Here is a 21537-nt window from a genome sequence, read left to right as displayed (position 1 = left end):
TATGTCAGCTTTAGATTTAAAAAAATTGCGTGTGCAAGACCCTGTATTGACCAAATTGGCCTACGGTTATCACAATAACGACCTCGTCGGCGATAGCCTGATGCCGATTGTTGAAATCGACAAAGAGGCGGGGAAAATCCCAACCTTTGGTCGCTTGGCCTTTCGTGTGCCTACTACTGTGCGCCAAGTGCGCGGCAAGTCCAACCGGTTAGAGCCTGAGGATATCGGCTCCATTGACGTGGCACTTGAAGAGCACGATTTGGAGTATGCCATCGACTATCGTGAAGACAATGAAGCTAGTTTCCCGCTGCGCCAATATGCTTTGAGCACCGTGCAAGATGTGATTGCTCTTGGACGTGAGAAAGAAATTGCCACCTTGGCACAAAACGAGGCGAACTATGAAAGCACCAATAAAGTGGTGTTAAGTGGTGAAAGCCAATTCGACCATGCGAATTCAAACCCGTTTAAAGTCATTGATGATGCTAAACACGCCATCAAACGCTCTATTGGTCATAAACCGAATGTGTGCGTGATTGCTGGTGATGTGTGGGAAATTCTCAAAGAGCACCCAAGCGTTATTGAGAAAGTGAAATATGTGCAAAAAGGTATCATCACCCCTGAAATTTTTGCCGGTCTGATTGATGTTGAAACCGTCAAAATTGGTGAGGCCGTCTATGAAGATTCCAGTTTATTAAAAGACATTTGGACTGACACCGTTGTACTGGCGTATGTACCAACCTCTAGCGATAAAAAAGGCACTGTCTATCAGCCAAGTTACGGCTACACCGTACGCCGCAAGGACGGCTTGTTTGTCGACACCTACGTCGAAAATGGCGGTAAATTAGAAGTGGTGCGTTGCACTGACATCTATAACCCGCACGTGCTGGGCAAAGTGGCAGGCTTCCTCATTAAAGACTGTTTAAAGAAAGGTTAATCACCCTTTAATCCGCATTTAAACACGCTTTAAATGCGGTCAACTGGAGAAAAATATGGACAAAAACACACTCACCCATGTCGTGACAGCGGCTATTGCCATTATGCATAACGGTAAACGTTATGAGCAAGGAGCTGAAATTGAATTAACCGCCCAAGAAGCCAGTGATCTTTCGCTATACGTTACGTTATCGCCACAGGAAAAATCCCGATTGGACGCACTTAAACAAGAAGAGGCTAAACGTCTTGAAGAGGAAGCCAAACGTGCGGCAAATGCACAAGCTGACACTGAGCAGGCGGATGATGTGGCAGAGAGCGCGGAAACGACAGCCAAGAAAAATAAAGGTAAAGGCAACAAAGGCAACAAGAACTCAGACGCAAAAGGTGATGAATAATGCGTTACATCTCGGCACAGGATTTAACGGAAGTCTTAAGCGAGCGCACGCTGATTGAATTATCAAACGATTCTTCAAGGGCTGCTACTGCTAATGAAGCGGTATTGGACAAGGCTTGTCAATACGCTGTTGAAACAGTGGATGGCTATTTGCGCGCACGTTATGTGCTCCCTTTGACCTCTGTGCCGACCCTTGTACGCAATATCTGCTTACATCTTGCTCGCTATTGGCTCTATTCTCGTCGACCTGACGGTAAGGGTTTTCCTGACAATGTCAAAGAAACCCACGCGCAGGCACTGAAAGATTTAGAGCGCATTCAAGCGGGTAAATTGCATCTTGGCCTGCCCGAGCGCGGCGTACAAGGTGATGACACGCAACCAAGTGTGCCTCGCTTTGTTGCCCGCGCTTCAGACAAGACAGATTTGACGGGGTATTAAATGAGTGCCACGCAACCGATTTTGGAGAGTATTCATGATCGTCTGGAAGCGCAATTGCCATCATTTACGGTAGAGCTTTTCCCCGATAATGTGGACGATTATTTTCTCAAGGATGAGCTTGGCGCGGTGTTGGTGCAATATGCTGGCTCAAAGTTTGAAACCGTGGGCAGTAGCGACATTATCCAACAAAGGCGCGTGGTGGCAGTGGCGTTGACCATTCTCGCTCGCAGTCAGCATGATGACAGCGGTGCTTTGGCCATGCTTGACCAAGTGCGATTGGCGGTGGTGGGCTTTCGTCCCACCAACTGCGAGGCCATTAGCCTCTTGAGTGAAGAGTTTGCAGGTGAAGCTAGTGGCATTTGGCAATACCAACTGTTGTTGCGTACCGAAACCTGGCAGGTAGAGAACCGTATTTGCGAGGACAAGCCTGGTCTTATTCATGTGCATGCGCGACGTCCGCATGACCCACTTAACCCCGATTTAAAAGCAAAACACAACCCATAAGGAGACAATAGATGGCTTTTCATCATGGTAGTGAAACAAAACGCGTAACAGGTGGTTCTGTTGCGGTTGAAACCGTTGATGGTGCGATTATTGGCATCATTGGCACCGCACCGATTGGGGCGGTCAATCAATTAACCCTTTGCCAAACCAAAAAAGACTTTGCCCAGTTTGGCACACTCCTCGGTCAAGGCTACACCCTGCCAGATGCATTTGATATTTTAGCGCGTTACAAAGCGGGACTTGTGTATGTGGTCAATGTGCTTGATCCAAGCAAGCATAAAACCGAGGTACAGGATGAGTCATTGACGGTTGATCCAACCACGCTCATCGCCAATACCAGCAAGCCTGGACTGTTGACATTGACTGTTAAGGCCGATAGCTCGCCGCTGACTGAAAACGAGGACTATAGTATCGATATGCAAACTGGTGAGATTCGCTTTAAAGCAAGCAAATCCAACCTCACCGCCACGTTCACCTACGCCGACCCTAGCAAAGTCACGGAAGACGACATCAAAGGGGGCGTTGAATCAAGTACCGGCGCACGCAAAGGCTTTGAGTTAATGCGTGATGGCTTTAACTTGTTTGGTGCAGATGCCAAGGTGTTGATTTGTCCTGAGTATGACAAAACCGCCAGCTGCGCGGCTGCCTTGCAAGTGTTGGCGGAGCAACTGGGGGCGGTGGCGTATGTGCAATTACCAAAAGGTACAACATTGTCCAAAGCCATTGAAGGACGTGGGCCGTTGGGGTCCATTAACGCCAAAGCGAGCTCTGAGCGGGTACGTCATTTTTACCCTTATGCGCTTGGTATGAGCAAAAACCTTGAAAGCCTTGCTGCCCATGCAGCGGGCCTGCGCATGAAAGTCGATGTGGAGCACGGTTACTGGTATAGCACCTCCAATCGTGAATTGTTGGGTGTGATTGGCATGGAAGTGCCGCTCACTGCACGCATCGACGACTTGCAAAGCGAAACCAACCGCCTCAATGCGGTGGGTATTACCACCATTTTCAACAGTTTTGGTACAGGCTTTCGTTTGTGGGGCAACCGCTCAAGCTGCTACCCAACTGTGACGCACATCATCAACTTTGAAACCGCACTTCGCACAGGTGACTTACTTGATGAGTCCATTCGTCGCGTTGAGCTACAGTATATCGACCGCCCAATTGATAATGCGTTGATTGACAGCCTGTTGGAAACGGTGGACACCTACTTCCGCACGCAAAAAAGCCTGGTCGGCTACAGCGTAAGCCTTGATTACGACTACGACCTGCCAGATGCGTTTAGCAAAGGGCAATTACCGATCACCTACGATTACACCCCGAAATTGCCAGCTGAGCGCATCACCAACACCAGTGTGATGACCCGCAAATACCTGGTCAACTTGGTGTCACAATAAGGAGTAAAATATGAGTGTTGCAATTAATCAGATCGTCAATGCCAACGTCTATATCAACGGCAACTCACTTTTGGGCAAGGCTAAAGAGATTAAATTGCCTGATATTGAGTTTGAACAAATTGAGCATAAAACCCTTGGGCTTGTAGGCACAATCAAGCTACCTGCAGGGCTCAATGCACTTGAGGGTGAGGTAACTTGGGATAGTTACTATCCAGAGGTGCGCGCCCAAAACTACAACCCGATGAAAAACATCCAGCTGATGGTACGTTCTGACGTGCAGGTGTTTAATTCTATGGGCTTGGCCGCCGAAGAACCGTTGGTCACCATTATGAACGTACAGTTTAACAAAACCACCAGTGGCAGCTTTAAGCCAAAAGAGGCGTTAGAGTTGCAAGATACCTTCCAAATCTACTCCATTAAGCAGACGTTGGCGGGCAAAGAGGTGTTATTTGTGGACGTGTATAGCAATGCCTTCCGTGTAAACGGTCAAGATGTACTGCAAAAATACCGCACCAATATCGGGCAATAAATTCTTTAAACTAGTTTAAAATCAATTTAAACCGCACTTCGATACACTCCTTAGTAGATATTAAACATAACTACTAAGGAGTTTTTTATGGCCAAAGCCGTTGATATTTCCATTTTTCAAACCATTGCTCTAGATGTGCCATTCAAAGATGGCGAGGGTAACACAGTTACTGAATTAAAAATTCGCCGAGCCAAGGTAGTCGACATGCGAGAGGCTAATCGTCAAGGCGGCAATGATGCCGACATTGAAATTGCGTTGCTAGCACGTTTAACAGGTCTTGTTCCAGAAGACTTTAATCAAATGGATATGACGGACTATTTCAAACTACAAAAAGCTTTTATGGATATGCAAAAGGGAAAGTCAACTTCAACGCCTTAGACGACGTATTAGCTGATTTAGCTTGGTGGTTTGGTTGGGGGTTGAGTGAGTTGGAACAGATGAATTTAGATGATCTGGAAAATTGGCTATCACAAGCCAAGCGGCAGATAAAAGCAGGATACGAAAAAGCCGCTCACTAGCGGCTTATTTGTCATTGTTGGCGTTATTTTCGGCAGAGATAAAAGCCAATCATGCCACCAAGCATTATTCCCAACACAAGTGTCTCTATTGATGCTGCTGTGTAGAGATCATAATAAAGCGACCCGAAAAACCACAAAATAAAACCCACAAGAGGCAACAAAATGAAGCCAAATATCAAAACCAAAAGTGCGGTACTTAATTTCATAGTGGTCTCCTATATTAATTTAACCCTATTTATGCAAGGAAAATGCCATTATGTCAAGTAATCTTTCAATTGCATTGCTCATTGGTGCAAGTGTAGGTGGTGCAATTGCAGGCGTGAAACGTGTTGGAAGATCATTAAAAATTTTGCGCGATGAAACCCAAACAACTACCCAAAAAATGGGGCACTTTGCCAAGCTCACCGCATTGGGCGTGGGCTCAATCACTACGGGTGTTGGTGCAGCTGTGGGAGCTTTAAAAGGGCTTTCTGCGCCTGCTATTGAGTTTGAAAGTGCTATGGCAGATGTCAAAAAGGTAGTCAATTTTGACACCCCCACACAGTTTAAGGAGATGGAGCAAGACATTCTCAACTTAACGCGCAAAATCCCAATGGCGGGGGAAGAAATTGCCGCCATTGTGGCTGCGGGTGGTCAGGCTGGTTTAGCACGGGAGAATTTAATTGGCTACGCTGAAGATGCTGCCAAAATGGGGGTGGCGTTTGATATGGCGGCAGGTGATGCTGGTGAGGCTATGGCTACCATGGCAAATGTTTTGGGAAAACCTATCACTGAAATGGCACAATTTGGTGATGCCATCAACCACCTCTCTGATAATGCCAATGCTAAAGCGGCAGATATTGTCAATGTCATTGCACGAGCTGGATCTGACACGAGAATGCTGGGTCTAAGCGAAAACCAAGCCGCTGCACTAGGTTCAACCTTTTTGTCAATGGGTAAAGCACCTGAACTTGCAGCGCAGGCGATTAAGGGAATGACCGCCTCGTTTGCCGATCTCAAAGCGGGGAAACACGCTAAAGAGCTCGCTATGCTTGGACTTACTCCGAAAAAATTCGCACAAGCAATGAATAAAGATGCGCAGGGGGCGATCACAGACTTCATTAAAAAAGTGAAAACGCTACCAAAAGATCAACAATACCCACTGCTATCCAAAATGTTTGGTCGTCAATATGCTGATGATGTGATGTTGCTCGCACAAAACCAAGCTGAATATAACCGCCAGTTAGATTTACTCGCAGAAAAGGACGCTTCTGGAAATTTTAAATATATGGGCTCAATGCAACGCGAGTTTGAAAACCGTAGTAACACTACAGCCAACAACTTACAACTACTCAAAAATAGCTTTACTGAAATTGGCATTACGGTTGGTAAAGCCTTTTTACCACCATTGAATAAGTTGGTCAACGCTATCAAGCCTGTTATTTATTGGACAGCCAATTTTTTGCAAAATAATCCATGGATCATTGAAGGCATTGTGACTATCGGTGCCAGTCTGGCATCGTTGGTGGGTGTAACAATAGCTGCTAGCACAGCTGGATCTGCGTTGATTACATCATTTCTTGGTGTAAAAGTTGCACTTGGTGGTGGTTTAAAACTGCTTAAAGTGGGAACAAAACTTATCTGGGGATTATCACAATCCACGCTGGCATTGGGTAAAATACTTGGTGGGGCTCTAGTGAAAGGCCTCCTTATGGCAGGCAAAGCTCTGCTGTTTGTTGGCCGCGCAATGTTAATGAACCCCATTGGACTTATCATAACAGGAATTGCCGTTGCCGCGTTTCTCATATACAAATACTGGGAACCTATTAAAGGCTTTTTCTCTACCCTTTGGGAAAATATTAAAACCTTTTTCAACAGTGGCATCGGTAATATCACCAAAACCATTTTAGATTGGTCACCGTTGGGGCTGTTTTATAAAGCCTTTGCCAGTGTGTTGCGCTGGTTTGGGTTTGACTTGCCGTCAAGCTTCAGTGAATTTGGCGCATCACTGATGAGCAAATTCGCCGACGGCGTGATGAGTGCCTTCACCGCCGTGAAAAACGCCATTGGCGGCGCGGTAGACTGGGTTAAGGGCAAACTGGGCTTTGCTGTAGAATCACAAGTTTCCATTGAAAATGCCCAAAGAAGTATTGCTAGTGCCACTGCACTTGCTCAAAGTGTGCCCGTGCGCGGCTTTGCCCGTGGGGGTTATACAGGCGACGGTGGCCAACACGAGCCTGCAGGCGTGGTGCACAAGGGAGAATATGTGCTGGATAAAGCCACCACTGCACGCTTAGGCGTTGGCAACCTTGACCGCTTGGTTGGCGGGGCGATGCAATTTGGCCAATCGGCCCTGCGCATGATCCAACCAAGCCATGCAACGAAAAAGCCAAGCGCGTTGTCATCACCTGCGCAACGTCAACCGCCGAAAAAAGCAACCGCGTTGTCATCTACTGCACAACGGCAAAAACCTAAACGCCAGCGTAAGCTCCAATCCTTGCGCGAGACGTTTGCCCAGCGCAACCCAGCTCAAGCAGTGCCGCATGAAACAGGCGTGGTGGTGCATTTTAGCCCTACCATTAATGTACCACCAAGCGCACAGCGTGAAGGGCTGCTAAGTGAGATTAAACAAGGCTTAAACATTAGTTTAACGGAGTTTGAACGCCTGTTAAATCGCGTATTCGATCAACGTGCACGGAGAGCCTACTAATGTATTGTTTACTCGGCGATGTGGCCCTTGAGCCAATCGATGTTACAGAATTTACGGAAACGCAAAGTGCGAGCTTTGCAGAGCATGCTGTATTACGCGGCAAACCACACTTGCAAGCCACTGGTGAAGGCTTAACAGAGCTGAGCTTTGCCGCACGGCTGCACTATCAAGTCGGCAACGTGGCAAGCCGATGGCAAGCCCTCGTGAATGCCAAAGCACAACAGCAAGCCCTCGCCTTGGTGTGGGGGGAAGGCAGCGTTAAAGGGCATTTTGTGATCACCGATTTAGTCTCCACCACTTTGTTCACCGACGCGACAGGCAATGTGCTGTGCCGTGAAATTAGCCTAAGTTTGAAAGAATATATTGGCGAGGTGGACACAGGCTTGCTGGGTGCGGCATTGCAAGTGGGTAGCAACAGCATTTTGGGCTCGTTGCTGCCATCGGGTTTACACAACAGCCTCAGCGCGGCCAAGCAGGCTGTCAGCCAAGGTGTGTCGCTCTATAATCGCGGCAAGCGCGCCTTTGATGAGGTGCAAAATGCGGTGTCGATTATGCGCCAGTTTACATCCAACCCACGTCAAGCGCTTGGCTATTTGCCGCAGGCGTTATCGGGGCTTGAGCGCACAGTCGGTCATTTTGCTAATATCACCGCACTTTCCCCTGCGCTCACGCCATTGCACGATGCGCTCAGTGTATTGGCAGATTTTAGCAGTCAGACACAGGCAATTTATCGTGATTTGAACGGCGTTTATCAAGACATTCACGCCAATCAGCATAACAGCATGGACAGCTGGTTTCCAAGTCTTTCACAAGGCGTGAGTGACGCTGCCGAGCAAATCAATAACCTCGCACCCAGCGTGTCGAGTATGACCGCGTGGATTGCGTTGCGTAACGATGAGGAGGTGCGCGATGACACAGACCGTGCTTAAGCATATCGTCAAACAAGGGGAACGCTGGGATTCGCTGGCTTATTACTACTATGGCGACGGCACTGAATATGTCCGCATTATGGACGCCAACCCACAGCTAAGCTTTTGCGAGGTGCTGCCCACTGGTGTTGAGGTGTACATTCCTGTGTTGGCGGCCAAACCAACACAAAACCAAGCAATGCCACCATGGCTAAGGGGGCAAGATGACTAATGTGCCGGTGCCCGATTTTTCACTCTTTTATGAAAAAACCAATATTACCACTGACATTGAGCCTGATTTGATTGAGCTGTCTTACACCGACTATTTAGAAGGGCAAAGTGATGAGCTAACGGTGACCTTTGAAGATCGCCAAGGTAAGTGGATCCGCCAGTGGTTTCCAACCCAAGGTGATAAGCTGCGCGCTGCCATTGGCTACAAAGGCGAGGCGTTGACCGATATCGGCGCATTTGAGATTGACGAGGTGGAATATGAGGCGTTGCCCGCTACGATTACGTTGCGTGCTTTGAGCAGTGGCATCAGTAAAAACTACCGCACATTAAAGCCCAAAGCGTATGAGAATACGACACTGGCGCAAGTGGTCGCCAGTGTCGCTGCACGGTTGAAATTAAAGGTTGTCGGGGAAATTAAAGCTATCCCGATAAAGCGCATCACCCAATATCAAGAGCGGGATGTGGAGTTTTTGACACGATTAGCAAAAGAATATCACCACAGCTTTAAAATTGTCGGCAATCAGTTGGTCTTTACCGCCAAAACACAATTGGGGCAAACCCCGCCTGTGGTGGAGTTAAATGAGCACGATGTGATGGCATTGCGCCTGCGTGATCGCATTAAAGATACAGCCAAGGCTGTTGAAATCAAAGGCTATGATGTCAATGGCAAAAAGGTGTTAAAGCAGCGCAAAAAGGCGAAAAAACGCCGTGGTAATATGGCTCAATCGCGTGAGGCCAGTGGCGATACCTTGCGCATTGTCAGCCGAGGTGAAACCCAAGAGCAACTGGATGCCAAAGCTGACGCTGCACTAGCTGAACAAAATGAAGACCAACAAGCAGGTGACATCACCGTGCTAGGCAATCCGAAATTGGTGGCAGGTAGCACCATCTTGCTACGTAATCTTGGCGTGTTTTCGGGGAAATATTTAATCAAGTCATCACGCCACACTTTCTCCAAAAGTGCCGGCTACACCACCGAGCTTGAGGTACGAATGCTAGAATTTATGCCTGATGATTTAACCACCCTTGCCATGGAGGCTTCTCATGCAAACCCATAATTTTGGTGCAACTTTTCAAGTGGGGATTGTTTCAGCACTCGACGTTGCCAAACACAAAGTGCGGTGCACCATTCCCGCCCTCGATGATTTGCAAACCGATTGGTTGCCTTTTTTAACATTGAATGCGGGCGGCAATCAATTTTATTGCTTGCCTGATGTAGGTGAGCTGGCAGCATTGCTACTCGATGCTCACGGTGAAGGCGGTTGTGTGCTCGGTACGATTTACAACGAGCAAGACCCCACACCCACCTCGAGCAATGCCATGTGGATGAAAAAATTCAGTAATGGCACCGTAATCTCCCATAACCGCAACACAGGCGAGGTGGTCGTCAACACACCAGGCCAGGTGACCGTAACTGCCGCCACGGCAGTGGTCTCTGCAACCACCACAATTAATGGTAATACGACCATTAACGGCAGTTTGAGCGTGACTGATGCTATCACATCCAACACGTCTGTTGATGCACCACGTGTGAGCTCCAATGGCGTAGTACTTGATAAACACACTCACGCACGTGGGCCAACGCCTGATAAATAATCTTTAAACCACTTTAAAATCAATTTCCCCTCCACCCTTGTACACTCAAGGGTATGAAGACACCAGTTAATACACTCACCACCCATTGGCAACTTGCCCCACAGACGGACAACGTCAGCGTGGTGCAAGGGGTGGATGATATTCACCAATGCGTTGCCACCATTTTAACCACCATTAAAGGCAGCGATATTTTGCGCCCTGAATTTGGCAGTGATCATGTGCGTTACCTTGACCAACCAGAGGATATTGCGATTCCTAATATGGTGCGAGAAATCACCACGGCACTGAATGCGTGGGAGAAACGCATTGTGATTGAGCGCGTGAGTGTTGCAGGCCTTGCACCGCACTTTACGCTGACGGTGATGTGGTATTTGCAAGACGATGTCTATCGTGAAATTTATCAAACGGCGGTCAACGTATGAAAAAACAAGACGTTAAAATTGTTCACGACAATGTGAAAAAAATCCTCGCCGACAGTATTGCGGACTATGAGCAACGCACAGGCAAAACCTTGCAGCCTGCACACATAGAGCGGTTGATTATTCAAACTTATGCTTACCGTGAACTGCTTATTCGCAAAGGTATCAATGAGGCCTTTTTGCAAACCTTTCCGCAATTTGCCACTGATTTAGCACTGGATTTGTGTGGCGAGCCTTTTGGGTGTTATCGCCTGCGGGATAAAGCCGCGCGCTGCGTGTTGCGGTTTTCTGTGAGTGAAGCGCACGACAGCATACTTATCCCCAAAGGTACGCAGGTGGCAGTCACGCCTGAGTTGTATTTCTCCACCTTGACGGATGATGTGATCACTCCACTGATTAATTACGTGGAAATTGAGGCACAAGCCAATTTGACAGGAAACATTGGCAATAACTGGGAAATTGGCCGTGTGAAGCAGTTAAAAAGCCGTTTAAATACCGATAAAACGGTGACTGTCGCCAATATTGACGTCACCTCGGGTGGCATTGCCAGTGAGGATGATGAAGCCTACCGTGAGCGTATTTTAGCAGCACCAGAGGCATTTTCGACTTGTGGTTCAATTGCTGCATACCAGTACCACACCCGTGCGGTATCGCAAGCTATTGTAGACGTGCAAGTCATCAACGGTGGCGGTGGCAAGGTCAATATCTATCCACTCACCGTTACCGGTGTGCCCGATTTACGGCTGAAAAACGACATCACTGCTTACCTTAGCCCAGAGCACCGTCGGCCTTTGTGTGATGTGGTGACGGTTAAAGAGCCGATTGTGCGGGCCTATCAAATTGTGGCAGAGCTGACGTTACTGGACGGCTACCGTGAAGATATTGTAAAAACCAAAGCCCGCGATGCGCTGCTTGATTACTTGGCAAAACGCACCAAGCGGCTTGGGCTTGATGTTGTGCCTAGCGCACTGATGCAGGTTTTAAGGGTGGAAGGTGTTTACGATGTTGTTATCCGTCAACCGAGCAAAATGGTGATCCAACCGACCGAGTGGGCAAACTGTACGAAAGTCACCATTACTGTCGCAGGAGAGCGTCAAGATGGCTAAATTAACCTACCCCGCCGTGATTGAGAAAGACGTATCCTTCACCGCACTAGCGGAGCTGGGTACGCGTTTATCCATGCAAGAAAAGCAACAAATCATGACCACATTGGTGGAGCTACTGGACGATGATTTTATCGACTTGCTGGCTGAAAAATGGAGTGTGACAGGCTATGACGGCATGTTTGTGGCAGATAGTCAAAGCTCGAAAACCGCACTTATCCGCAATGCTGTGCAGCTTCATCGCTACAAAGGCACACCGTGGGCTATTCGTGAAGTACTCCGCCGTTTAGGTTTTGGTGAGATTGAAATTGATGAAGGCTTAAGAGCACGTAATTATGATTCCAATCAAAATGTCGTGCGTATTCCACAAGGTGAACGTTGGGCATGTTATGCCATAAAGCTCACGCGGCCTATCACCAATGAGCAAGCACTTGAGATACGCAAAGTGTTACTTAACTTTGCGCCTGCACGCTGTGTTTTAGCGGTGTTGGATTATAAGTCTGCACCGCTTCTCTACAACAATAAAGCGACCTATAACGGGGCTTATAACCACGGTTCGGTGTAATTAACGAGGGTTTACTATGGCAAATTTAAAAGAACAGTCCAAATGGGAAGAAGGCATCTACCAAATTGAGGAAAACGACCCTGTTGTAGGCGGTGCTGATGGTATCAGCAACAAACAGGCAAAACAGCTCGCTAACCGTACAACGTATCTTAAAAAAGAGCTTGAAAAACCTGCGACGACTAAACAGGTAGGTAGAGTTCAACTCGTCGACGATCTCACTACCAACGACAACAGCAAGGCGCTCACCGCCAAGCAAGGATTCACCCTCAAAGGGTTTATTGACAGCCTTACACGTAATCTGGGTAACTACATTCCCAATAGTAAAAAATCTAATGCTATTAACTCACCCTCTAGTGATACCGTAGCGACCAGTGCGGCAGCGAAGACAGCTTATGACCGTGGCACGCAAGGAATCAGTACCGCCAATGCTGTTGGCGTTCGAGTTAGCAAACTTGAGGCAGAAACATGGAAATTTGACCAAAAAATCTTATCCAATGGTGCTGATCTTAATGATATTCGCGAACCAGGATTTTATCGTAAAACAGCCAACGCGCACACAATGAAGAACGAGCCGACGCCTTCAGCGTTTGATATGTTGGTGATGTCTATTCAAGGTGATAATACTAATTTTGCTAAACAACTTGTATTTGAATATTACACCAACAGGATTTTCTCGCGCGTCATAAAAGATGGTAAGAATATCGGTAAATGGGAGCGTGTGGACAGCCTTGATAATGTACCCAATACGGGTGGTAGCATCACGGGTGATGTAGACATTAAAGCAAATTTAAAAGTGCGTGATATTTATCCTGCCGATGGCGCAAATGGCTGGCTAGATTTACGCGGTGATGGTGGTAAAGGTGTTGCGCTCTATTCAGGTAGTACACGCGCATTGCTTGCCACTAATACGGCCACTGTATTGAATACGCCTATTTCAACCAATAATAATATGTACATCTTCAACTATGAAGGCGATGATACCTCCAATCCTTCATCTTCAGGTAATGTGGACGGCTTTTGGTGGGAAGATAGTTCTAATACGATTTATTTCCAAGGTGATAGACCACATAAATCAAAAACAGATTTAAGAACAACATTAAAGGCTAAAGAATTTGAAACAGAAAATGGTTCAAAACTAAGCACAGCATTTAGAGGAGACTCATCCCAATCAGTTGACACTGGGAATTCATACTCTTATAGCACAGTGTACTCTGTCAATGGCGGAAAGGTGCCACCTAATGCATACAATTATGGCGTAGGTATGTTCTTAAGTGGAGCTGGTACAAATGCGGATGTTTATTTCCCTCACATAGAGGGAAAAGACACAGAGTTTTGGCTAAGAACGAATTTTAGTAACTCAAGATTTTCAAATTGGACACGCTTTATTTCTGCTGAATTTATGGTAGGCATCCCTATTCCATACCCTAAAGGCGATGTGCCAACAGGATTTTTAGCTATGAATGGCCAAAGTTTTAATCCAAAAACTTACCCAGAATTAGCTAAGAAATATCCAAACAATAAATTGCCTGACTTACGCGGAGAATTTATCCGCGGTTGGGATAATGGTCGTGGAGCAGATCGAGGACGTAATATTTTGTCTTTCCAAAATTTTGCGATGCAAAATATAGCAGGGACGTTATCAGTTCGTCCAGGTGACAAAGGATACTCACCAGTAATATATGGTGCAAGCGGAGTGTTTAAGAAGATTGACAAATTGGGATCAGAAAAGTGGGGTGGCGCGGTAATTAATGACTCATCAATGTCTTTAGGAGGTGCAATCAACTTTGATGCAAGCCTTGTAGTAAAAACAGCCAACGAAACCCGCCCGCGCAATGTCGCCTTTCAATATATTTGCCTAGCAGGATGAGGAGCTAATGATGATTCAATTTGATGAACAGGGCTTTGCACTAGAAAGTGGTCACGTCACGGTTTACTGTGTGGATGAATTAGGGCTTTATAGCCACAGTGAACAGGAGTTTGTTAGCGTGGGCACGGGGCTATCAGCGGGCGCATATCTCGATGCACCGCCTGAAAGCAAACTGCACTTTGCTATCCGCCGCACAGAAGATGATACAGCGTGGGAATATGTCGCTGACCACCGTGGCGAAACGATCTACAGCACGGAAACGGGGGAAGCCATTCAGATTACCGCTGTTGGAGATTATCCTGAAAACACTACGACTATTGTGCGCCCGAGCGATTGCCATGAATGGCAAGATAACGGCTGGGTGCTCAATGCTGAAAAACAAGCACAACAAAAAGCAGCCATGCAAAGTGCGGTTTGGGAGCAAATCAAGCAAGAGCGTTATGACCGCACCCATAGTGGTGTGTACGTCAAATCCATAAAAAAATGGTTTCACAGTGATGAGCCAAGCCGCATTCAATATCTGACCATGCAGCAACTACCCGAGCTACCACCCGCATTGCAATGGAAAACCATGGACAACAGCTTTGTCGAGATGACGAAGCCACTGCTGAATGAATTGATTTTGACCTTGATTGCCGAAGAGCAAGCGGATTTTGCCAATGCAGAAAAACATCGTTTGGCGATGCTTGCCGCCGACAATCCAAGTGACTATGACTACTCAACTGGCTGGAGTAAAAACTATGGCGAATAACGTCTTTCTTGCACTCTACAAAGGGCACAAAACAGGCAAAAATCCAAAAGCCTTGATGATGCGTTTCTCCGATTGGCTCACGCGCAAGCTGACCAAGGGGAAATATTCCCACTGCGAAATCGCAGTCAAGCATACTCAATGGTTGACAGGTCATCACTACGACTATGAGGAGTCTTTTGTCTGTTACTCCTCTAGCATTCGTGATGGTGGTGTACGCAAAAAAGTGATTGATGTCACCAATGAAAAATGGGATTTAGTGCCGCTGACAGGTGTCAGTGAGTCACAAATTGAATTCTATTTTCAACTCACCAAGGGCAAACACTACGACTGGTGGGGCGCGATTGGCGTAGTATTCGGTATGCGAGAAAACAGCAACAAATTCTTTTGCTCCGAATGGTGCACCAATGCCATCAACGACGGCAACGAGGGGTGGCGATTTAGCCCAAATCATTTAGCCGCGATTTTTAAACCGCGTTAAACGTCATTTTAAGGCTCATCTTTCCATGCAAAGCCTTGGTCGGGCGGAAAGATGAGCCACCCACTGCGAAATCACTGGGTGTTTAAATTGTATATTTATACAGTATAAAAATGCAATCAAAATTAACATCAAGGTGATTAAATGCAGAAGAAATCAACAGACCAAACCAAAGCACTTCGGTGCCCACATTGTGGCAAATTATTGGCTAAAGCCCGCAACGTCGACAAACTCGAAATTAAATGCCATCGCTGCAAAGCGATTAATCAATTCAACTGAGAGTGTCAGAGCACCCCGAGTGCCAGAACGCCATAATAGGAGCACTATTATGGATAAAATCAAACACTACACCCAAGCCCCACTGCCTTTTATTGGGCAAAAGCGGCAATTTTTAACCCCTTTTAAACAGCTTTTAAATCAGCACATTCCTGATGAGGGTGAAGGCTGGACGATTATTGATGCCTTTGGTGGCTCGGGGCTATTGAGCCACGTGGCTAAACGTATCAAGCCAAAAGCCCGCGTGATTTATAACGACTTCGATGGTTATGCCGAGCGGTTGCAACATATCCCCGACATTAACCGATTGCGCCAACAGCTGACCGCACTTTTGCATGATGTGCCTCGCCAAAAACGATTATCTCACGAGATGCGCCACCGAGTGATTGAGACCATTGAGGCGTTTGATGGTTACAAAGACCCGCATATTCTTTGTGCATGGCTGTTATTCAGTGGCCAACAAGTGCCCGACGTGCAGTCACTTTATCGCCATGGTTTTTATAACTGTGTGCGCTTGAGTGATTATCCCAATGCCGATGATTATCTCAATGGTATTGAGGTGAGACACGAGTCCTTCCATCAACTGTTGCCTCAATTTCAAGACGATAAAAAGGCCTTGTTTGTGCTTGACCCACCGTATCTCTGCACCCATCAGGCGGCCTATAAGCAGGCGAACTACTTCGATTTGATTGACTTTCTGCGGCTTATCCATCTCACTCGACCGCCCTATCTGTTTTTCTCATCAACCAAAAGTGAGTTTATCCGCTTTATTGAGTGGTTAGTGGAAAGCAAAAGCAATAACTGGCAAGCGTTTGAGCATGCACAACGCATTACCGTGCAAACGTCGACCAGTTATAGTGGGAAATATGAAGACAACCTAGTGTATCGGTTCTAAAAGAAAAGCCCCGTACGGGGCTTTAATCATTAATAATCTTGCTGATTGGGCGATAATGGCTTAACGCCTGCGGCATATAACTCAGAAAAAAGGCAGTAATACCAAGGCGCATTGGTATCTTCAGCGTTTTGTAGTGCAATAATACGGTGGTGGCAATGGGTGTGGATAAATAGTACATCAAGGTATTCGCTACGGTATAATAGCCCGTTAACATGATAAAGAAAATGACCTGGTTTAAAGCTGCGCCCCTCTCTATCTGCAACTAGCGCAACCTCTAACATCATCTCCCGCTCGGTTCGTAATTTAACTGGAAACATCATTCACCTCATCTCGTCGCTTCGTTGTTTTGTTGGACACAGCATTACTCTGTTGGAGGGTGAAGTGAAGTCTAAAGTGGAGTTAAAACAACTGACTGGCGAGTAGTTCTACTGGAGAGGTATGGAGGTCTAAAATGGATTTAAAACATCGTTAAAAGAGGATTTAAACGGCATAAAAAACCGCTTTAAATGAGAAAAAATAAGACGGTTAAATTTTCTCACTTTTAGCGGTTATGTTTCTCAAATTTCGCGGTCGGCAACAACCTTCGGGTGCATTTTTTATGGATTAATATCGATGATCATCACCTCTGACTGCGAGCCAATGCGAAACGGAATGCCCCACAAGCCATAGCCTGAGGTGACAAAAAAGTGGCGGCTGTTTAAGTCAAGATAGCCATGATCAAGGGTGTAAAGCACTTTGGTGATAAGGTTAGCTGGGAACACTTGCCCCTTGTGGGTGTGGCCAGAGACTTGCATATCCAACGCCAAGGTGGCATTTTCCTCAATTTCATCAGGGCGATGGTCAAGCAAAATACGTAGTTTGTTATCGTTTGGCAATTGCGCAAGCAAAGTTTGCGTCGCTGGCCGCACTTTGGAGAGGCGATCATTGCGCCCGATGAGATAAAAACGCTCATCCACTAACGTGCTGGTGTCCGTCAGCACCGTGATGCCAGCCCCTTCTACCGCGCGCGTAATGGCACGCTGACCTTTGAAATCATGGTTGCCAAGGGTGGCATAAACGCCCAGTGGTGCACGAATTTTGGCCAAGTGCGGTTGCATATTCTCCGCCTCAAACACGTCGGTGTTGTCGTCCATCAAATCCCCTGGAATCAACACCACATCGCTCTTCTCCGCCGCTAAAATGTCTGCCAATTGATCAAGCTGCGCATTACCAAAAATCTTGCCCAAATGTAAATCCGCAATTAACGCAACGCGCAAACTGCCTTGCAATTTGTCAGAGTGAAACGCATAGTGGCGCACCACAGGCGTGTAGGCATTATATAGCCCAAGACCGATCACCCCAGCCAGTGCCAACGGTGATAGCACACGAATGCTGGCGCTGACCGCACTTTGATATTTTACGCTAAACAGTTTATATAAAACGGCACAAAGTGCGGTGATGATGGCCATATATACCAGCAAAAATAATAGCGTTGCACTGGTTCTAAACAACGGCACGGTGCGGGTGGCGGTGAGCAGCAAAATGCCATTTGGCAACAACCAAAACAGTGCTTTAAGCACCTTTTCAGCTCTAGGACGCAGCCAAGGGCGAAAATACCACGCCACCCCACGGCTCACCGCCCAAATCAAAAGCTGAGCGAACAGCAACACCACAATAAAAATGATCACATAACGTGCAGGCATAAAGCTCCTTAAAAAAATCCCCCAAAATGGGGGGATAGATTATAACGAATGACCACTCAAATCTATACTGGCGTTTGGAAAATCACCTCGTCGGCTTTTTTCACAAACTGACTGATTTGGTCAAAATTCATATAACGGTAAGTATCTTCTTTGTCGTCTTGCAATGACGCCACATAATCAAGATACTCCTGCGGGCTTGGCAGGCGACCGAGCAACGCCGCCACCGCCGCCAGCTCGGCTGAAGCGAGGTACACATTCGCCCCTTGCCCTAAGCGGTTCGGGAAGTTACGGGTTGAGGTGGACACCACAGTGGATTTTGGTGCCACACGCGCTTGGTTCCCCATACACAACGAGCAGCCTGGCATTTCCATGCGCGCGCCGCTCTTGCCAAAGATGCTGTAATAGCCTTCATCACTTAATAGTGTAGCGTCCATTTTGGTTGGCGGCGCCACCCAAAGCCGTGTTGGAATCACATCTTTAAATTTGTTAAGCAATTTACCCGCTGCGCGGAAATGCCCAATATTGGTCATGCACGAGCCGATAAACACTTCATCAATTTTATCCCCTGCCACCTCAGAGAGTTTGCGGGCATCATCTGGGTCGTTCGGGGCACACAAAATTGGCTCTTTGATCTCATCCATATTGATCTCAATCACCGCAGCATACTCTGCATCAGGATCGGCTTGCATCAATTGTGGATCGTCTAGCCACGCTTGCATCGCTTTCACGCGGCGCTCAAGGGTGCGTGCATCACCATAGCCTTCGGCAATCATCCATTTCAACAAGGTCATATTGGAATTGAGATATTCAATAATCGGCGCTTTATCAAGCTTGATAGTACAGGCCGCCGCACTGCGCTCAGCTGAAGCATCTGAAAGTTCAAACGCCTGCTCAATTTTCAAATGCTCAAGGCCTTCAATTTCTAAAATGCGGCCAGAGAAAATATTTTTCTTGCCCTTTTTCTCCACCGTCAACAGCCCTTGTTGAATGGCGTAATACGGAATGGCATGCACTAAATCACGCAAGGTGATACCTGGTTGCATAGTGCCTGAAAAGCGCACCAATACGGATTCTGGCATATCCAACGGCATCACCCCTGTGGCAGCAGCAAACGCCACCAAGCCTGAACCTGCTGGGAATGAAATCCCGATCGGGAAGCGGGTGTGCGAATCCCCACCGGTGCCAACGGTATCTGGCAGCAACATACGGTTGAGCCATGAGTGAATAATGCCGTCTCCTGGCCGCAAAGACACACCGCCGCGATTCATAATAAAATCAGGCAATGTGTGATGCGTATTCACATCCACAGGTTTAGGATACGCAGCTGTATGACAAAACGATTGCATCACCAAATCGGCCGAGAAACCAAGGCAGGCAAGATCTTTCAGTTCATCACGGGTCATTGGCCCTGTGGTGTCTTGCGAGCCAACCGAGGTCATGCGCGGCTCACAGTATTGCCCAGGGCGAATGCCCTCCACGCCACAGGCCTTACCCACCAATTTTTGTGCCAAGGTGAAGCCTTTATTGCTTTGCTCAGTACAGCGCGGTTTTGCAAACACATCGCTTTCGCCTAAGCCGAGTGCCATACGCGCTTTGTGCGTCAAGCCACGCCCAATGATTAACGGAATACGCCCGCCAGCCCGCACTTCATCAAGCAGTACTTGGGTTTTCAGTTCAAACTCCGCCAGCACTTCATCACTGTCGCGTTTACAGATCTTGCCCTCATAAGGATAGATATCGATCACATCGCCCATCTCTAAATTCGACACATCCACTTCCACTGGCAAGGCACCTGCATCTTCAAGCGTGTTGAAGAAAATGGGCGCAATTTTACCTCCGAGCACCACCCCTCCTGCGCGCTTGTTTGGCACGTGCGGAATGTCTTCTCCCATCAGCCACAGCACAGAATTGGTGGCGGATTTGCGCGAAGAACCCGTACCGACCACATCACCCACATAGGCAAGCGGGAATCCCTTTTCTTTGAGTGCAGCGATTTGTTTCATTGGGCCGATTTCGCCGTCCACATCTGGCTCAATGCCATCACGGCTGTTTTTCAGCATCGCTAAGGCGTGCAGCGGGATATCTGGGCGCGACCACGCATCTTGCGCAGGTGAGAGATCATCCGTATTTGTTTCACCTGTGACTTTAAACACGGTAACTGTGATTTTATCATCTAGTTTCGGGCGGTCTAAAAACCACTGGGCATCTGCCCAAGATTGTAAAATAGTTTTAGCGTGGGCGTTACCTGCGTTGGCCTTTTCTTCCACATCGTGGAAGCTGTCGAACATCAGCAGCGTTTTAGAAAGTGCTTTCGCCGCCAGTGGGGCGAGTTTTTCATTATCCAAGGCGTTAATCATCGGCTCAATATTATAGCCACCTTGCATCGTACCTAAAATTTCTATGGCTTTTTCAGGGCTAATCAGAGGAGAAGTGGCATCCCCTGCGACTAAAGCAGAAAGAAATGAGGCTTTGACATAGGCTGCTTCATCCACACCCGCTGGCACGCGATTTTCAAATAAATCGAGCAAAAAGGCCTCTTCACCTTGAATCGGTTGTTTGAGTAATTCCACCAGTTGTGCGGTTTGTTCCGCATTGAGTGGCTCTGGCACGATGCCTTGTTGTTGACGTTGTTGCGCTTGGGTTCGGTAGTTTTGTAGAAAATCTGACATTGTCCACCTCGTTAAAGTAAAAGTATTCGTTGCTTTGAGTATAGCACGTTTTTGTTATGAAATTGTTGCATAGTTTGGGTGTTTTGTGGGGTTTATTTCAATTTTTAGGCATAGATCATGTTTTTGACCAACCGCACTTTGGTTTTTCTTTGTCACATCTACCGCAGATCCCTTACGGCGGCTTAGGGACAGAGGCAGAGAAACGAGAGAAAATAACGCATAAAAAAACCGCACTTTAAAAGTGCGGTTTTGCGTTATGTGAATGCTCACTTACTGCTTGGCGGAAATCACCACACGGCGGTTAGGGCGTAAGCAGTCTTTCAACGCTTGACCACTTTCACCATCACAGGATACCACTTGGTCAGCTTTACCAAAACCGTGGGTCGAAATGTTTTGCGCTGGGAAGCCAAGGTTCGCCATATAGGCTTTCACCGCATCGGCACGGCGTTGTGACAGTTTCAAGTTATAGCTGTCTGAACCTAAGCGGTCGGTGTAACCGTCCACAGTCACCGCAGTGATGCCTTGAGATTTCAAGCCTTCCACCACGGTTTCAACCACTTTTTTACCTTTTGGTGTTAAACGTGCGGAATCGAAGTCAAACAAGAAGTCGCCGTTCAATTCATACTGGTTGTTACAGCCTTTTGGATGCCAGAAGAACGATTGGGCATTCATATCGGTGTCGAACAACACTTTGAATTGGC

General features: G+C 47.3%; 25 protein-coding genes and 1 pseudogene. 21 read left to right on the top strand and 5 right to left on the bottom strand.

What is annotated here, in order from left to right:
• Position 1 precedes the first annotated feature (1 nt).
• The 8 genes and pseudogenes from HPC38_RS07650 to HPC38_RS07615 form a co-directional block, all read left to right on the top strand.
• Positions 2 to 934, top strand: a complete 933-nt coding sequence (locus HPC38_RS07650; RefSeq protein WP_208120703.1) for a major capsid protein — start codon at positions 2 to 4, stop codon at positions 932 to 934.
• Between the two features lie 55 nt (positions 935 to 989).
• Positions 990 to 1328, top strand: a complete 339-nt coding sequence (locus HPC38_RS07645; protein WP_208120702.1) for a DUF7210 family protein — start codon at positions 990 to 992, stop codon at positions 1326 to 1328.
• Positions 1328 to 1765 carry a gp436 family protein gene (locus tag HPC38_RS07640; protein ID WP_208120701.1) on the top strand — a complete coding sequence of 146 codons (438 nt, stop codon included), beginning with the start codon at positions 1328 to 1330 and terminating at the stop codon, positions 1763 to 1765. Before HPC38_RS07645 ends, HPC38_RS07640 begins: the two co-directional genes overlap by 1 nt.
• The gene (locus HPC38_RS07635) at positions 1766 to 2269 is read left to right on the top strand and encodes a Gp37 family protein (RefSeq protein ID WP_208120700.1); all 504 of its coding nucleotides are present in this window, start codon (positions 1766 to 1768) and stop codon (positions 2267 to 2269) included.
• A gap of 11 nt (positions 2270 to 2280) precedes the next feature.
• On the top strand, positions 2281 to 3663 hold the full coding sequence (locus HPC38_RS07630; RefSeq protein WP_208120699.1) for a phage tail sheath family protein: 1383 nt from the start codon (positions 2281 to 2283) through the stop codon (positions 3661 to 3663).
• Between the two features lie 10 nt (positions 3664 to 3673).
• Positions 3674 to 4192 carry a phage major tail tube protein gene (locus tag HPC38_RS07625; RefSeq protein ID WP_208120698.1) on the top strand — a complete coding sequence of 173 codons (519 nt, stop codon included), beginning with the start codon at positions 3674 to 3676 and terminating at the stop codon, positions 4190 to 4192.
• A gap of 87 nt (positions 4193 to 4279) precedes the next feature.
• Positions 4280 to 4570: a phage tail assembly protein gene (locus HPC38_RS07620; RefSeq protein ID WP_208120697.1), complete on the top strand. Its 291-nt coding sequence runs from the start codon at positions 4280 to 4282 to the stop codon at positions 4568 to 4570.
• Between the two features lie 20 nt (positions 4571 to 4590).
• A pseudogene (locus tag HPC38_RS07615) lies at positions 4591 to 4710 on the top strand (GpE family phage tail protein); the annotation flags it as partial.
• A gap of 23 nt (positions 4711 to 4733) precedes the next feature.
• Here HPC38_RS07615 and HPC38_RS07610 read toward each other — a convergent pair.
• The gene (locus tag HPC38_RS07610; RefSeq protein WP_208120695.1) at positions 4734 to 4916 is read right to left on the bottom strand and encodes a hypothetical protein; all 183 of its coding nucleotides are present in this window, start codon (positions 4914 to 4916) and stop codon (positions 4734 to 4736) included.
• Positions 4917 to 4966: 50 nt separating this feature from the next.
• Here HPC38_RS07610 and HPC38_RS07605 point away from each other — a divergent pair, with 50 nt between their 5' ends.
• The 13 genes from HPC38_RS07605 to HPC38_RS07545 all read left to right on the top strand — a co-directional run bounded on the left by HPC38_RS07605 (position 4967) and on the right by HPC38_RS07545 (position 16485).
• Positions 4967 to 7399: a phage tail tape measure protein gene (locus HPC38_RS07605; protein ID WP_208120694.1), complete on the top strand. Its 2433-nt coding sequence runs from the start codon at positions 4967 to 4969 to the stop codon at positions 7397 to 7399.
• Positions 7399 to 8328 (top strand): phage tail protein, encoded by a 930-nt coding sequence (locus tag HPC38_RS07600; RefSeq protein ID WP_208120693.1) that lies wholly within the window; start codon positions 7399 to 7401, stop codon positions 8326 to 8328. Before HPC38_RS07605 ends, HPC38_RS07600 begins: the two co-directional genes overlap by 1 nt.
• Positions 8309 to 8539: a tail protein X gene (locus HPC38_RS07595; RefSeq protein WP_208120692.1), complete on the top strand. Its 231-nt coding sequence runs from the start codon at positions 8309 to 8311 to the stop codon at positions 8537 to 8539. Before HPC38_RS07600 ends, HPC38_RS07595 begins: the two co-directional genes overlap by 20 nt.
• The gene (locus HPC38_RS07590) at positions 8532 to 9596 is read left to right on the top strand and encodes a phage late control D family protein (RefSeq protein ID WP_208120691.1); all 1065 of its coding nucleotides are present in this window, start codon (positions 8532 to 8534) and stop codon (positions 9594 to 9596) included. Before HPC38_RS07595 ends, HPC38_RS07590 begins: the two co-directional genes overlap by 8 nt.
• On the top strand, positions 9583 to 10134 hold the full coding sequence (locus HPC38_RS07585) for a phage baseplate assembly protein V (protein ID WP_208120690.1): 552 nt from the start codon (positions 9583 to 9585) through the stop codon (positions 10132 to 10134). Before HPC38_RS07590 ends, HPC38_RS07585 begins: the two co-directional genes overlap by 14 nt.
• A 53-nt stretch (positions 10135 to 10187) precedes the next feature.
• Positions 10188 to 10556, top strand: a complete 369-nt coding sequence (locus HPC38_RS07580; RefSeq protein ID WP_208120689.1) for a GPW/gp25 family protein — start codon at positions 10188 to 10190, stop codon at positions 10554 to 10556.
• Complete coding sequence (locus tag HPC38_RS07575) at positions 10553 to 11659, top strand: baseplate assembly protein (protein ID WP_208120688.1); 1107 nt, start codon at positions 10553 to 10555, stop codon at positions 11657 to 11659. The genes HPC38_RS07580 and HPC38_RS07575 overlap by 4 nt, the downstream gene beginning before the upstream one ends.
• Positions 11652 to 12221 carry a phage tail protein gene (locus tag HPC38_RS07570; protein WP_208120687.1) on the top strand — a complete coding sequence of 190 codons (570 nt, stop codon included), beginning with the start codon at positions 11652 to 11654 and terminating at the stop codon, positions 12219 to 12221. Before HPC38_RS07575 ends, HPC38_RS07570 begins: the two co-directional genes overlap by 8 nt.
• Positions 12222 to 12237: 16 nt before the next feature.
• Complete coding sequence (locus tag HPC38_RS10475) at positions 12238 to 14088, top strand: tail fiber protein (protein ID WP_235977694.1); 1851 nt, start codon at positions 12238 to 12240, stop codon at positions 14086 to 14088.
• Positions 14089 to 14095: 7 nt separating this feature from the next.
• On the top strand, positions 14096 to 14839 hold the full coding sequence (locus tag HPC38_RS07560) for a DUF4376 domain-containing protein (RefSeq protein ID WP_208120686.1): 744 nt from the start codon (positions 14096 to 14098) through the stop codon (positions 14837 to 14839).
• A complete protein-coding gene (locus HPC38_RS07555; protein WP_208120685.1) occupies positions 14829 to 15317 on the top strand; it encodes an enoyl-CoA hydratase in 489 nt (162 codons plus the stop codon). The genes HPC38_RS07560 and HPC38_RS07555 overlap by 11 nt, the downstream gene beginning before the upstream one ends.
• A 141-nt stretch (positions 15318 to 15458) precedes the next feature.
• On the top strand, positions 15459 to 15593 hold the full coding sequence (locus HPC38_RS07550) for a Com family DNA-binding transcriptional regulator (RefSeq protein WP_208120684.1): 135 nt from the start codon (positions 15459 to 15461) through the stop codon (positions 15591 to 15593).
• Positions 15594 to 15642: 49 nt separating this feature from the next.
• Positions 15643 to 16485 carry a DNA adenine methylase gene (locus HPC38_RS07545; protein WP_208120683.1) on the top strand — a complete coding sequence of 281 codons (843 nt, stop codon included), beginning with the start codon at positions 15643 to 15645 and terminating at the stop codon, positions 16483 to 16485.
• A gap of 29 nt (positions 16486 to 16514) precedes the next feature.
• On the opposite strand, the gene HPC38_RS07540 is transcribed toward HPC38_RS07545, so the two are convergent.
• The 4 genes from HPC38_RS07540 to HPC38_RS07525 form a co-directional block, all read right to left on the bottom strand.
• Positions 16515 to 16805 (bottom strand): hypothetical protein, encoded by a 291-nt coding sequence (locus HPC38_RS07540; protein ID WP_208120682.1) that lies wholly within the window; start codon positions 16803 to 16805, stop codon positions 16515 to 16517.
• Positions 16806 to 17081: 276 nt separating this feature from the next.
• Positions 17082 to 18167: a metallophosphoesterase gene (locus HPC38_RS07535; protein WP_208120681.1), complete on the bottom strand. Its 1086-nt coding sequence runs from the start codon at positions 18165 to 18167 to the stop codon at positions 17082 to 17084.
• Between the two features lie 62 nt (positions 18168 to 18229).
• Positions 18230 to 20836 carry a bifunctional aconitate hydratase 2/2-methylisocitrate dehydratase gene (acnB, locus tag HPC38_RS07530; protein ID WP_208120680.1) on the bottom strand — a complete coding sequence of 869 codons (2607 nt, stop codon included), beginning with the start codon at positions 20834 to 20836 and terminating at the stop codon, positions 18230 to 18232.
• Positions 20837 to 21106: 270 nt separating this feature from the next.
• Positions 21107 to 21537, bottom strand: a 431-nt coding sequence (locus HPC38_RS07525; RefSeq protein ID WP_208120679.1) for an OmpA family protein, incomplete at its 5' end; no start/stop codon positions are given.

The sequence above is a fragment of the Spirabiliibacterium pneumoniae genome (genome assembly GCF_014884995.1).
Taxonomy (GTDB): Bacteria; Pseudomonadota; Gammaproteobacteria; order Enterobacterales; family Pasteurellaceae; genus Spirabiliibacterium; species Spirabiliibacterium pneumoniae.
Note: the sequence above shows the minus strand (reverse complement) of the source record. Positions and strands in the feature narration are given on the sequence as shown.

Bases quoted from the DNA above. Each gene is read 5' to 3' on its own strand.
- HPC38_RS07650 (WP_208120703.1), top strand. From the start codon at position 2: ATGTCAGCTTTAGATTTAAAAAAATTGCGTGTGCAAGACCCTGTATTG.
- HPC38_RS07645 (WP_208120702.1), top strand. From the start codon at position 990: ATGGACAAAAACACACTCACCCATGTCGTGACAGCGGCTATTGCCATT.
- HPC38_RS07640 (WP_208120701.1), top strand. From the start codon at position 1,328: ATGCGTTACATCTCGGCACAGGATTTAACGGAAGTCTTAAGCGAGCGC.
- HPC38_RS07635 (WP_208120700.1), top strand. From the start codon at position 1,766: ATGAGTGCCACGCAACCGATTTTGGAGAGTATTCATGATCGTCTGGAA.
- HPC38_RS07630 (WP_208120699.1), top strand. From the start codon at position 2,281: ATGGCTTTTCATCATGGTAGTGAAACAAAACGCGTAACAGGTGGTTCT.
- HPC38_RS07625 (WP_208120698.1), top strand. From the start codon at position 3,674: ATGAGTGTTGCAATTAATCAGATCGTCAATGCCAACGTCTATATCAAC.
- HPC38_RS07620 (WP_208120697.1), top strand. From the start codon at position 4,280: ATGGCCAAAGCCGTTGATATTTCCATTTTTCAAACCATTGCTCTAGAT.
- HPC38_RS07610 (WP_208120695.1), bottom strand. From the start codon at position 4,916: ATGAAATTAAGTACCGCACTTTTGGTTTTGATATTTGGCTTCATTTTG.
- HPC38_RS07605 (WP_208120694.1), top strand. From the start codon at position 4,967: ATGTCAAGTAATCTTTCAATTGCATTGCTCATTGGTGCAAGTGTAGGT.
- HPC38_RS07600 (WP_208120693.1), top strand. From the start codon at position 7,399: ATGTATTGTTTACTCGGCGATGTGGCCCTTGAGCCAATCGATGTTACA.
- HPC38_RS07595 (WP_208120692.1), top strand. From the start codon at position 8,309: ATGACACAGACCGTGCTTAAGCATATCGTCAAACAAGGGGAACGCTGG.
- HPC38_RS07590 (WP_208120691.1), top strand. From the start codon at position 8,532: ATGACTAATGTGCCGGTGCCCGATTTTTCACTCTTTTATGAAAAAACC.
- HPC38_RS07585 (WP_208120690.1), top strand. From the start codon at position 9,583: ATGCAAACCCATAATTTTGGTGCAACTTTTCAAGTGGGGATTGTTTCA.
- HPC38_RS07580 (WP_208120689.1), top strand. From the start codon at position 10,188: ATGAAGACACCAGTTAATACACTCACCACCCATTGGCAACTTGCCCCA.
- HPC38_RS07575 (WP_208120688.1), top strand. From the start codon at position 10,553: ATGAAAAAACAAGACGTTAAAATTGTTCACGACAATGTGAAAAAAATC.
- HPC38_RS07570 (WP_208120687.1), top strand. From the start codon at position 11,652: ATGGCTAAATTAACCTACCCCGCCGTGATTGAGAAAGACGTATCCTTC.
- HPC38_RS10475 (WP_235977694.1), top strand. From the start codon at position 12,238: ATGGCAAATTTAAAAGAACAGTCCAAATGGGAAGAAGGCATCTACCAA.
- HPC38_RS07560 (WP_208120686.1), top strand. From the start codon at position 14,096: ATGATGATTCAATTTGATGAACAGGGCTTTGCACTAGAAAGTGGTCAC.
- HPC38_RS07555 (WP_208120685.1), top strand. From the start codon at position 14,829: ATGGCGAATAACGTCTTTCTTGCACTCTACAAAGGGCACAAAACAGGC.
- HPC38_RS07550 (WP_208120684.1), top strand. From the start codon at position 15,459: ATGCAGAAGAAATCAACAGACCAAACCAAAGCACTTCGGTGCCCACAT.
- HPC38_RS07545 (WP_208120683.1), top strand. From the start codon at position 15,643: ATGGATAAAATCAAACACTACACCCAAGCCCCACTGCCTTTTATTGGG.
- HPC38_RS07540 (WP_208120682.1), bottom strand. From the start codon at position 16,805: ATGATGTTTCCAGTTAAATTACGAACCGAGCGGGAGATGATGTTAGAG.
- HPC38_RS07535 (WP_208120681.1), bottom strand. From the start codon at position 18,167: ATGCCTGCACGTTATGTGATCATTTTTATTGTGGTGTTGCTGTTCGCT.
- acnB (WP_208120680.1), bottom strand. From the start codon at position 20,836: ATGTCAGATTTTCTACAAAACTACCGAACCCAAGCGCAACAACGTCAA.